This window comes from Citrobacter sp. Marseille-Q3906 (assembly GCF_916618775.1).
Lineage (GTDB): Bacteria > Pseudomonadota > Gammaproteobacteria > Enterobacterales > Enterobacteriaceae > Citrobacter > Citrobacter murliniae.
Window position 1 is genome coordinate 360,675 of sequence record NZ_CAKAKA010000003.1, and the last position, 12,594, is coordinate 373,268.

Here is a 12,594-nt window from a genome sequence, read left to right on the forward strand (position 1 = left end):
ATTGCAGGCCGGATAAGGCCGCAGCCGCCATCCGGCACAAGATCTTTGTTAATTCCAGGGACTTATAATGAAACAAACACAACGACATGACGCGATCATTGAACTGGTAAAAAAACAGGGATACGTCAGCACCGAGGAACTGGTGGAGCATTTCTCCGTCAGCCCACAAACGATTCGCCGGGATCTTAACGATCTGGCCGATCAGAATATGATTTTGCGCCACCACGGTGGCGCGGCATTACCATCCAGCTCAGTGAATACCCCGTGGCATGACCGTAAGGCGACGCAGACGGCGGAAAAAGAGCGTATTGCTCGTAAAGTTGCCACGCAGATCCCTAACGGCTCCACGCTGTTTATAGACATCGGTACCACTCCGGAAGCGGTGGCTCACGCATTGCTGAATCACAGCAACTTACGCATTGTGACCAACAACCTCAATGTGGCAAACACGCTGATGGCGAAAGAGGATTTCCGTATCATTCTGGCCGGTGGCGAACTGCGCAGCCGTGATGGCGGCATTATGGGTGAAGCGACCCTCGACTTTATTTCACAGTTCCGTCTGGACTTCGGTATTTTGGGTATTAGCGGCATCGACAGCGATGGTTCATTGCTGGAGTTTGATTATCACGAAGTTCGCACCAAACGTGCCATTATTGAAAATTCACGTCATGTGATGTTGGTGGTGGATCACTCGAAGTTTGGACGTAACGCGATGGTGAATATGGGGAGTATCAGCATGGTGGATGCCGTCTATACCGATATCTTGCCGCCAGCGGGCGTGATGCAGGTGATTGCTGATAATCACATTCAGCTAGAGCTGTGCTAGGCCATCTGTAGGCCCGGTAAGCTTCAATGCCACCGGGCAAAATTAAACGCCGTACCCCATCATCTTCAGCAGTTTCTGCGCATGCTGCACCGCATCCTGGCGGTGTGCCACGCCAAGTTTTTGGTACAAGTTGCGAATATGCGTTTTGATGGTTGTCGCCGCTACCGCCAGTTCTCCGGCGATTTGTTCGTTGCTATAACCGGAATAAATCAGGCCTAAAACCTGCCACTCACGCTGGGTCAGTGGGCTGGTACGGATCAGTTCCGGCACTTCCGGGTGAGTCAGCAGACGTTCAACGAATCCTTCATCAAAGTGGGCGAATTTGTGGCGATGGTGTTGGTTAATCTCACGCAAAATACGCTGGGCACGATGCTGATCGAGTTCCGGCAGCGTATTGAGCTGAATCAACTGGCGCAACTGCTGCGCCATGGCCTCACCTTCGATGACAAAGTGGCTGATAAACCCGGTACGGTTAGCCAGTTGCAGCGCATCAAGCAATACGCGTTGGGCGTCATTTTTGCGTCCTGCCTGCCAGTAAAGCTGATTGAGCAGCAGCAGGTTGCGGTTCAGATCGCTCATCAGGCGCAGGTTGCGTGCATTTTCGTTTAATTCTTCCAGCACAATCTCTGCCGGCTCGAATTCACCCAACAGGATCTGCGCACGGGCGATGTTACGCCACTGACTTTGCAGGAAATGGTTGTTGGCGAATTCCGGTTTTGGCGTGTGGCGCAGCCAGTTGGCAGCCGAGTTTTTGTCCCCGGTCATTTGCCAGTAAATTACCCGGACCTTATCGGCATTGGAAATCCAGTCGCTGTGATAACGTCCGTTACCCAGCAGGTTTTCCAGGCGATTAAGCAGACTGCGGGCGTTGTCCAGGTCACCCCGCGCCAGTGAGCACTGAACCAGCAGAGCCAGGCATTGAAGCTGCTGCTGGGGTTGAAAAGTGGAAAGGAGTTCAATACCGCTGCGGGCAGAGGCTTCGGATTCATCCAGACGTGCCCAGGCCCATAGTAACTGTGCCCGGATACGAACCAGAAACTCGTGCATCGGCAGTTGCTCCAGATGCTGCTCTTTAATCAACTGGAACGCTTTTTCCTGAGTCTCCCAGGCGGCCTGCAAAAAGCCCTGAGCGAATAAAATTTCACTTTGCTGGATCAGGCTCCAGAGCGCGTAATGCCAGACGTCATGATGACGTGCCATTTGCTCTGTTTGTTGCATCAACGACAACGAACGAGTGAGATCGCCTTTGCAGTGCAGGACTTCACCGTGTACCGACATGGCGACAATGCGGCTATAGAACCAGGCGATAGGTAATTCATCCAGCGCCAGTTTTGCCAGACGTTCTGCTTCGTCAGGGTTACCGTCGTTAATCGCCACCTGTGCACGCAGAGCATTAAATTCCGCATGCAGGGTTGTTTCCATATCGCCTTTCATTTCCTGCTCGGCACGCGCCAGCAGGGTGTTAACCTCACTGTAGCGATGCTGACTCTGCATCAGCCAGGCCTGCAACAGCACCAGACGTGGGTTTTCCAGCAGACTTTCCCACGGTAGAGCTTTCAGTGACTCTTCCAGTAACGCCAGCTCGCTGTGGTTAAACAGCCCCCATGCATGATTGAGCAGGATATCGCGCAGCATATGGGCATCGCCCGCGGCCAGTGCATGATGAATCGCTTCGCTGGGGAAACCTTGTGCCATCCAGCTTTCTGCGGCGGCACGGTGTATTTCGGGAAGCTCGGTCGCCAGTTCCCACTGGCAGCGCTGGCGTAAAAAGTTGCCAAACAGAGGGTGATAGCTAAACCATTCGCCAACGTCATCCATCCGTTGCAGGAATAAACCCTGACGCTCAATTTCTTCCAGCCGCATTTGGCCGTTTTCTTCACCGGTTACCCGGGTAATCAACGTGTCGTTCATTGAACGCAGGATGGCGCTTTTCAGCAGGAAGTGACGAGTACCCTGATCAACGCTATCCAGAACTTCATCGACCAGATAGTCGGACAAATGACTGGCGTTGATACCCGCCAGACGGCGCGCTGATTGGTGCGCAGAATTGTTATTCTGGCGAGCGGAAAGGGCGATCAGTTGTAACGCGGTTGCCCAGCCAGCGACGTCATCACACATGCGGCTGCTTTCCGCCGCCTCAATGGGGGATGAAAGACGACGGTCAAAGAATTGTTTGGCTTCCTGATGGTTAAAGGCTAATTGTTGGCTGCCTATCTCCAGCAGTTGATCGCGCACACGCAGGTTAGCGATACCCAGTTGCGGTAAGTTACGTGACAGTACGACCAGCGTGAGATTCTCAGGCTGGTGGCGCAGGAAAAAGCGCATCGCTTCGTGGATAGCCGGATTAGAGATCAGATGATAATCATCTACGACCAGATAAAGCGGACGATGCCACTCTGCCAGCTCAATAAATAGCTGAGCAAAGAGAGAAGTCAGGCTGGCGTACTGGCGTTTTTGCACCATCGTTTCGCTGGTCGTACAGTGCCCACCAGTTGCCTGCTGGATAGCGGCAATCAAATAGCTGGCAAATCGCTCCTGCTGATTATCACCTTCATCAAGAGAGTACCAGCCTAATTCATTTTTCCCCGCAGCCCACTGCGAAATAAGCGTCGTTTTTCCGTAGCCAGCAGGACTTGTTATCAGAGCGAGCCTGAAATTGTTCGCGCCGGAAAGTTTAGCCAGCAGGCGCTCACGAACCACCGTATGGTCGAGTCGAACCGGACGACTTAATTTAGACGGAATCAACATAAGTTAGTCACTTCACTGTGTGAAAATGGGGAAAAATGATTTTTTTTGCGCTTCGTAATTAATGGTTATAAGGTCGGCCAGAAAGTCATTTTATGCAAGCTAAGTGGACTTTTTGTGTGTCTGATTTTGCACTATGTCACAATTTTATACATCTATTGCAATAATTATCTCAAAGAGCCGCAACAGGCGTGGCGACTGGATCCAACGTTATTTTTACCGTATTGAAAAATATCTTACTATGCGTGCGCCTACCGGGGTGTTTAATGAAATCGGCAAATTTTGCGATCGGCATATAACTTTCGCGTGAAATATCTTAATTATTATATGTATTTCAGACTGGAAATTATTTCTCTGTTTACATATTTTTTCTCAACATCATCTCCCTGTTTGGTATTGTCTGGTTAAGAGCCTGGCCCAACAGGCTAATGCGAAATGTGTGGTGCATTTCGGGGATGATGTACGGGTATTCTGTATCTGTACGAGCCATCACATCCCCTTTAAGTGGCCGCGATCACATTTTTATGCTCATCCCCACTCCTCCTCCCTGCCTAATCCTCGCCAGGATGAGGAAGGTCAACAACGAGCCTGGCAAACTAGCGATAACGTTGTTTATTACCTAAGGATCTGGAATCTCTATGTCACAGCCTACCTTCAACAAAGATCACTTTCAGGCTGCACTGACGCGTCAGTGGCAGCGCTTCGGTTTATTGTCGGCTTCAGAAATGACGTCACGCCAGTGGTGGCAGGCGGTGAGCGGAGCTTTAGCTGAGTTGCTCAGCGCCCAACCTGCGGCGAAACCGGCAAAAAATCAGCGTCATGTTAACTACATATCAATGGAGTTTTTGATTGGTCGTCTGACGGGCAATAACTTGCTTAACCTGGGCTGGTATCAGGGCGTGAGCGATGAGCTGAAAGCGCATGACATCAATCTGACCGACCTGCTGGAAGAAGAAATCGATCCGGCGTTGGGTAACGGCGGCCTGGGGCGTCTGGCGGCATGTTTCCTCGATTCGATGGCGACAGTTGGCCAGTCCGCTACGGGCTATGGCCTGAACTACCAGTACGGTCTGTTCCGTCAATCTTTTGCCGACGGTCAGCAGATGGAAGCCCCGGATGACTGGCATCGCGCAAGCTATCCGTGGTTCCGCCATAATGAGGCGCTGGATGTACAGGTCGGTATTGGCGGTAAAGTTAGCAAAGAGGGGCTCTGGGAGCCTGGGTTTACCATCACCGGACAGGCCTGGGATCTGCCGGTACTGGGCTACCGTAACGGCGTGGCGCAACCGCTACGTCTGTGGCAGGCCAGCCATGCACATCCGTTTAACCTGACTAAATTTAACGACGGCGATTTCCTGCGCGCAGAGCAGCAGGGTATTGACGCCGAAAAACTGACTAAAGTGCTGTACCCGAACGACAACCATACGGCAGGTAAAAAACTGCGCCTGATGCAGCAATATTTCCAGTGTGCCTGCTCCGTTGCTGATATTCTGCGCCGTCATCATCTGGCGGGACGTAAATTGCATGAACTGGCTGATTATGAAGTCATTCAACTGAACGATACCCACCCGACCATCGCCATTCCAGAACTGCTGCGCGTGCTGATTGATGAGCACCAGATGAGCTGGGACGACGCATGGGCGATTACCAGTAAGACCTTTGCCTACACCAACCACACGTTGATGCCGGAGGCGCTGGAGTGCTGGGATGAGAAGCTGGTGAAAGCACTGCTGCCGCGTCATATGCAGATTATCAAAGAGATAAACGACAGATTTAAGAAGCTGGTCGATAAAACCTGGCCGGGCGATGCCGCCGTCTGGGCGAAGCTGGCGGTAGTTCACAATAAACAGGTGCGCATGGCGAACATGTGCGTGGTCAGCGGCTTTGCGGTCAATGGTGTGGCAGCGCTGCACTCCTCCCTGGTCGTGAAAGACCTGTTCCCGGAATACCACCAGCTGTGGCCGAATAAATTCCATAACGTCACCAACGGGATTACGCCGCGTCGCTGGATCAAACAGTGCAACCCGGCGCTTGCTGCCTTACTGGATAAATCGCTGAAGAAAGAGTGGGCGAACGATCTCGATCAGTTGATCAATCTGGAAAAATACGCTGACGATGCGACGTTCCGTCAGCAGTATCGCGATATCAAGCTGGCGAACAAAGAGCGGCTGGTGAAGTTTATCAAAGCGCGTACCGGTATTGAGATTACAACCAACGCGATATTTGATATTCAGATCAAACGCCTGCATGAGTACAAACGTCAGCACCTGAACCTGCTGCATATTCTGGCGTTGTACAAAGAAATCCGTGAAAACCCACAGGCGGATCGCGTACCGCGCGTATTCCTGTTTGGCGCGAAAGCGGCACCAGGTTACTACCTGGCAAAAAATATTATCTTCGCCATTAACAAGGTGGCAGAAACCATCAATAACGACCCGAAAGTCGGTGACAAGCTGAAAGTTGTGTTCCTGCCTGATTATTGTGTCTCGGCGGCGGAAATGTTGATTCCGGCGGCGGATATCTCAGAGCAGATCTCGACTGCTGGGAAAGAGGCTTCCGGTACCGGTAACATGAAACTGGCGCTGAACGGGGCGTTAACGGTCGGTACGCTGGACGGTGCGAACGTCGAAATCGCAGAGAAAGTGGGAGACGAGAACATCTTTATCTTTGGTCACACTGTGGAAGAGGTTCAGCGGCTTAAAGCGAAAGGCTATGATCCGGTGAAATGGCGCAAGAAAGACAAAGTGTTGGATGCGGTACTCAAAGAGCTGGAAAGCGGCAAATACAGCGATGGCGATAAGCATGCCTTCGACCAGATGCTGCACAGTATCGGTAAGCAGGGCGGCGATCCGTATCTGGTAATGGCAGATTTCACAGCTTACGTTGAGGCGCAGAAGCAGGTCGACGTATTGTACCGTGACCAGGATGCCTGGACCCGGGCTGCCATTCTGAATACTGCTCGCTGCGGTATGTTCAGTTCGGATCGCTCCATCCGCGATTATCAGGCTCGTATCTGGCAGGCGAAACGCTAAGGAATCGCGATGGAAAGCAAACGTCTGGATAATGCCGCACTGGCGGCGGGGATCAGCCCCAATTACATCAATGCCCACGGTAAACCGCAGTCTATTGGCGCCGAAACCAAGCGGCGTTTGCTTGATGCCATGCATCGCACTACCTCCGCCACGAAAGTGGCGGTAACACCGGTGCCAAACGTCATGGTTTACACAGTGGGGAAAAAAATGCCGCTGGCGGTGGAGGGTAACGGTGAGTTTAGCTGGCTGCTCACCACCGAAGATGGCGTGCAGCACAAAGGTCATGTCTTCGGCGGTAAATCTTTTCACCTTCCGGCGAAGTTGCCGGAGGGGTATCACGCGCTCACCCTGACACAGGGAGAATTGCGTACCCATTGTCGTATTATCGTCGCCCCTAAACGCTGCTATGAGCCGCCGGCTTTGCTGGCCGGGAAAAAGCTGTGGGGCGCATGCGTGCAACTTTACACTCTGCGTTCAGAGAACAACTGGGGGATTGGCGACTTTGGTGATCTCCGCGCCATGCTGGCAGACGTAGCAAAACGTGGCGGGGCGTTTATCGGTCTGAACCCGATTCATGCGCTGTATCCGGCAAATCCGGAGAGTGCCAGCCCGTACAGCCCGTCTTCACGCCGCTGGCTGAACGTTATTTATATTGATGTGAATGCGGTAGACGATTTCCGTCTGAGTAAAGAGGCGCAGGACTGGTGGCAGATGCCATCTACTCAGCAAATTCTGCAACGTGCGCGGGATGCTGAGTGGGTTGATTACTCCACCGTGACCGCGTTGAAGATGACGGCGCTGCGCATGGCGTGGAAAGGTTTCTCTGCCCGTGATGATGAACAGATGGCGGCATTCCGTCGTTTTGTGACTCAGGAGGGCGATAGCCTGTACTGGCAGGCGGCGTTTGACGCGCTGCATGCGCATCAGGTGAAAGAAGATGAATTGCGCTGGGGTTGGCCAGTATGGCCGGAGGGGTTCCAGTCGGTGGACTCACCGCAGGTGAAGCAGTTCTGCGAAGAGTATCGTGATGAAGTGGATTTCTACCTCTGGTTACAGTGGCTGGCATATACCCAGTTTGCCGCCTGCTGGGAAACCAGCCAGGGCTTTGATATGCCAATCGGTCTGTACCGCGACCTGGCGGTCGGCGTCGCAGAAGGCGGAGCGGAAACCTGGTGTGACCGTGAGCTGTATTGCCTGAAAGCTTCCGTTGGCGCACCGCCGGATATCCTCGGCCCGCTCGGCCAAAACTGGGGGCTGCCGCCGATGGATCCGCACATCATCACGGCGCGCGCTTACGAGCCATTTATTGAACTGCTGCGCGCCAATATGCAGAACTGTGGTGCGCTGCGCATTGATCATGTCATGTCGATGCTGCGCTTGTGGTGGATCCCTTACGGTGAGACAGCAGATCACGGTGCGTATGTGCATTATCCGGTAGACGACCTGCTCTCTATTCTGGCGCTGGAAAGTAAACGTCATCACTGCATGGTGATTGGCGAAGACCTGGGTACTGTCCCGGTTGAAATTGTCAGCAAGCTGCGCGACAGCGGCGTGTATTCATACAAAGTGCTCTATTTTGAGAATGACCATGAGAAGAATTTCCGTGCGCCGCAAGCGTACCCGGAACAATCAATGGCAGTCGCGGCGACGCATGACCTTCCAACGCTTAAAGGTTATTGGGACAGCGGTGATTTGACGCTGGGTAAAACGCTGGGGCTGTACCCGGATGAGGTCGTACTGCGCGGCTTGTATCAGGACAGGGAGCTGGCGAAGCAGGGCCTGCTGGATGCGCTGCATAAATATGGCTGTCTGCCGAAACGAGCCGGGCACAAGGCGTCGCTGATGTCGATGACGCCGATCCTCAATCGTGGGATGCAACGCTACATTGCCGACAGTAACAGCGCCCTGCTGGGGCTGCAGCCAGAAGACTGGCTTGATATGGCTGAGCCGGTCAACATCCCTGGGACCAGCTATCAGTATAAAAACTGGCGACGTAAGCTCTCCACTACGCTTGAGAAGATGTTTGCTGATGATGAGGTGAACAAGCTGATTAAGGATTTAGATAAACGGCGAAAAGCAGCCGCCAGGAAGAGGTAAAAAAGAACCCGCCAGATGGCGGGTTCTTTATATTTATGTTGGCCGGGTAAGCATTAGCGAACCCGGCTTTTTTACATCAGATTGCCATATTTAACAGCAGGCACCCTACCAGGCCGCATACCGAAATAATGGTTTCCAGCATTGACCATGACTTGATCGTTTCGCCGATGGTCAGGTTGAAGTATTCCTTGAACAGCCAGAAGCCCGGATCGTTCACGTGGGAGAAAATCACGGAACCCGAACCTACCGCGATAACCATCAGTTCTGGGCTAACGCCGGTGGTCGCAATCAGCGGTGCCACAATCCCACCTGCGGTGATTGCCGCAACGGTGGCAGAACCCAGCGCGATACGCAGTACGGCGGCAATGGACCATGCCATCAGCAGCGGAGATACGTTGGTTTCATGCATCATCGAGGCGATGTATTTGTCGACGCCGCTATCAACCAGAACCTGTTTGAAGGCACCGCCACCACCGATAATCAGCAGCATCATGGCGATGATTTTGATTGAGGAAACCAGCGTGTCGTTAATCTGATCCATCGAACGTCCACGGTTCAGACCAAATGTGAACATCGCAATCAACACCGCAATAAGCGTAGCCATGACCGGGTCGCCGAGGAATTCCGCAACTGGCAGGAAGGCATGTCCTTTCGGCAGGATCATCTCTGCGATAGCACGCATCGCCATCAATACCACCGGAACAAGAGAGGTCCAAACGCTGACGCCAAAGCCAGGCATCTCTTCTTCAGTGAAGGTTTTGGCGCTGTACAGACCTTCCGGGATCGGCTTATCAATACCTTTCAGGAAACGTGCATAAACCGGACCGGCGAGAATAACGGTCGGGATAGCCAGAATCGTACCAAACAGCAGCGTTTTGCCCATATCTGCGTGGAAAATGGTCGCAATAGCGGTCGGGCCCGGGTGCGGTGGTAAGAAACCGTGGGTTACAGACAGCGCAGCGGCCATCGGAACACCAACGTACAGCAGCGGGATATTCGCGGCGGCGGCAATGGTGAATACCAGCGGCAGCATCAGTACGAAGCCAACTTCGTAGAACAGTGCAAAGCCCACGGTGAAGCCGGTTAATACTACCGCCCACTGAATGTGCTTTTTACCGAATTTAGCAATCAGTGTGGTCGCAATACGTTGCGCACCACCGCAGTCTGCCAGCATTTTACCCAGCATGGCGCCAAAACCCATAATCAGGGCAAGGCTGCCAAGGGTTCCGCCGACGCCGGCTTTAATAGAACCGATGACTTTATCCAGTGGCATCCCTTGCATCAATCCGACAGCAAGCGCCACCAGGACGAGAGCGATGAAACCGTTCATTTTGAAACGGATCATCAGGAGGAGTAACAAGATTACACCGATAGCAACGATGACTAATGGCATGATTTACCTGGCCTTTACTTTGTTATGGGTAACGTCAGTGTTTAGATGACAAATTCTGATTGTCCCGACCGGGAACAGAGTATTTACAGCACCAATGCTGATTGCCTTCAAAACTAATCAGTTCAGCTGGCTATTATGGAGTAGTTAGGTGCCCATAAGAATGATACGGGTAACATATGGTGGTTGAAAATCACCTGGGACAGCAAAATTTAAATTATGAGAGGCAGGTCAAATTATGGTGGGGTAATTGCAAGATGGTAGCAGAAGAACGTAGGCCCGGATCGCTGCGCGTCACCGGGCGAATACAGATGGGGACTTAGTAGTAAGAGTGCTCGCCGCGCTGGTGTTCGGTCAAATCGCGAACGCCTTTCAGTTCAGGGAATTCCCCCAGCAGCTGTTTCTCGATGCCTTCTTTCAGCGTGACATCTACCATTGAACAGCCGTTACAGCCGCCACCAAACTGCAGAATAGCGTAGCCTTCATCGGTGATCTCCATCAGAGTGACGCGTCCACCGTGGCCAGCCAGTTGCGGGTTGATCTGCGACTGCAGCATGTATTCAACGCGTTCCATCAGCGGCGCATCATCGGATACTTTACGCATTTTCGCATTAGGCGCTTTCAGGGTCAGCTGGGAGCCTAACTGATCGGTAACGAAATCGATTTCAGCATCTTCCAGATAGGGTGCACTCAGTTCATCAACATATGCGGTCAGCAGGGAAAATTTGATGGCGGTGTCGGTTGCTTCCACGGCGTCCGGTGGACAATAAGAAACGCCGCATTCAGCGTTAGGCGTGCCGGGATTAATCACAAATACGCGGATTTGTGTCCCTTCTTCCTGATTTGCCAGCAGTTTGGCAAAGTGCGCTTGTGCAGCATCGGAAATATGGATCATAGTAATGGCCTAATAGTTGACTATTTTACTTGGTTATAATACGCCCATCATCGAGGCTCTACAAGGTTCGACACAGGCACCATACCTGGACAGTCGCCGCGCCGTTGCGCAAAAGCAGTTGCGCGATTTCCGCGACGGTACTTCCGGTAGTGACGACATCATCCACAACAACCATATGGAGTCCCTGTACCGGCAATTCAAGGCGAAAAGCATTTTTCAGGTTGCGTTTGCGTAATCGGGCGCTGAGATGATGCTGCGTGGCGGTCGCCCGAACCCGTGTTATTGCCTGACTGTCCCAGTCACAACCCAGCCAGTGCGCCAAAGGACGGCACAATAAATCGCTCTGGTTAAACCCTCTTCGCCAGTGTCGGCGTTGCCAGAGTGGGACGCTGACGATCCTGTCCGGCAGAGGAAGCCCGCTGGTACGGCGAGCCTGCAACACGTCCAGTAGCAGCAGGCGTGAAAGTGCAGTGGCAATCTCGCTACGGCGCGAAAATTTCAGTTGGTGGATAAGGTTACTCAGCGGTGGAACATAGTCATTGACCGTAACCAACCGCTGCCACGGCGGCGGTTTTTGCAGACACCGGCCGCAGGGAATGGCGGTGTGGGCGGCTGGCATCCCGCACTGGGGGCACAAATTGATATGACGGCGTGTCGCCCGTGTACAAACGGAACAAATTCCCCAATGTCCCAGCGTCAGTGGCATTCGGCATAGCCAGCACAATCCCGGTACTGTTAGCATAGGTTTATCCTTAACAATGTATGCCTACAGGGCTAGGCTCCAAAAAAGAGAACAGTAACTGATGAATGACATCTGGTGGCAGACCCGAGGTTCGGGAAATTGCCATCTTGTGCTGCTGCACGGATGGGGATTGAATGCGGAAGTATGGCATTGCATAAGTGAGGAACTGAGTTCGCATTTCACGCTACATCTTGTCGACTTACCGGGATTTGGCCGTAGTCAGGGTTTCGGCGCGATGCCACTGGAGGAGATGGCGGAACGTGTTTTACAACAGGCACCAGAGAAAGCCATCTGGCTGGGCTGGAGCCTGGGCGGGCTGGTAGCAAGTCAGGTAGCGTTGACCCATCCTGCTCGTATTCAGGCGCTGGTTACTGTGGCTTCTTCGCCATGTTTTAGCGCTCGTGATGAGTGGCCGGGTATTAAGCCGGACGTGCTGGCGGGATTCCAGCAACAGCTTAGCGAAGACTTCCAGCGTACGGTAGAGCGTTTTCTGGCGCTACAAACGATGGGAACGGAAACCGCACGTCAGGACGCGCGAACTTTGAAGAAAACGGTGCTGGCATTACCGATGCCGGAAGTGGCGGTACTGAATGGTGGGCTGGAGATCCTGAAAACGGTTGATCTGCGTGAATCTCTCTGCGCATTGCGCATGCCGTTCCTGCGGTTGTACGGATATCTTGATGGGCTGGTACCGCGCAAAGTTGTACCGATGCTGGATGCACTGTGGCCGGAGAGCGAATCTCTGGTGTTTGCCAAAGCGGCACATGCGCCGTTTATCTCGCATCCTGGTGAGTTCTGTGCCGAGCTGATGGCGTTGAAACAGCGGTTATAGCGCCTTTGACTTGCCCGGTGACGCGATGCTTACCG

General features: G+C 53.0%; 8 protein-coding genes. 4 read left to right on the forward strand and 4 right to left on the reverse strand.

The annotated features are described in order from the left end of the window. Nucleotides 1-67 precede the first annotated feature (67 nt). Nucleotides 68-826 (forward strand): DeoR/GlpR family transcriptional regulator, encoded by a 759-nt coding sequence (locus tag LG384_RS19035; RefSeq protein ID WP_045448472.1) that lies wholly within the window; start codon nt 68-70, stop codon nt 824-826. Nucleotides 827-868: 42 nt separating this feature from the next. Here LG384_RS19035 and malT read toward each other — a convergent pair whose 3' ends face one another. Further along, on the reverse strand, nt 869-3,574 hold the full coding sequence (gene malT, locus LG384_RS19040) for an HTH-type transcriptional regulator MalT (RefSeq protein WP_045448470.1): 2,706 nt from the start codon (nt 3,572-3,574) through the stop codon (nt 869-871). A gap of 635 nt (nt 3,575-4,209) precedes the next feature. Between malT and malP the strand changes: the two genes are divergently transcribed. Together malP and malQ are read left to right on the forward strand one after the other, a co-directional pair. Continuing rightward, a complete protein-coding gene (malP, locus tag LG384_RS19045; protein ID WP_200013165.1) occupies nt 4,210-6,603 on the forward strand; it encodes a maltodextrin phosphorylase in 2,394 nt (797 codons plus the stop codon). A gap of 9 nt (nt 6,604-6,612) precedes the next feature. Further along, a complete protein-coding gene (gene malQ / locus LG384_RS19050) occupies nt 6,613-8,700 on the forward strand; it encodes a 4-alpha-glucanotransferase (RefSeq protein ID WP_045448466.1) in 2,088 nt (695 codons plus the stop codon). Between the two features lie 76 nt (nt 8,701-8,776). On the opposite strand, the gene gntT is transcribed toward malQ, so the two are convergent. From gntT to gntX, 3 genes are all read right to left on the reverse strand, one after another. Further along, nucleotides 8,777-10,093 (reverse strand): gluconate transporter, encoded by a 1,317-nt coding sequence (gene gntT, locus LG384_RS19055; protein ID WP_045448464.1) that lies wholly within the window; start codon nt 10,091-10,093, stop codon nt 8,777-8,779. Between the two features lie 316 nt (nt 10,094-10,409). Beyond that, nucleotides 10,410-10,985 carry a Fe-S biogenesis protein NfuA gene (nfuA, locus tag LG384_RS19060; RefSeq protein ID WP_045448462.1) on the reverse strand — a complete coding sequence of 192 codons (576 nt, stop codon included), beginning with the start codon at nt 10,983-10,985 and terminating at the stop codon, nt 10,410-10,412. 58 nt (nt 10,986-11,043) lie between these two features. Continuing rightward, entirely contained in the window at nt 11,044-11,727 is a 684-nt protein-coding gene (gene gntX / locus LG384_RS19065) for a DNA utilization protein GntX (protein WP_200013166.1), read from the reverse strand. A gap of 61 nt (nt 11,728-11,788) precedes the next feature. On the opposite strand from gntX, the gene bioH reads away from it, so the two are divergent. Beyond that, entirely contained in the window at nt 11,789-12,559 is a 771-nt protein-coding gene (gene bioH / locus LG384_RS19070) for a pimeloyl-ACP methyl ester esterase BioH (protein ID WP_225761386.1), read from the forward strand. The last annotated feature ends 35 nt before the right edge of the window (nt 12,560-12,594 follow it).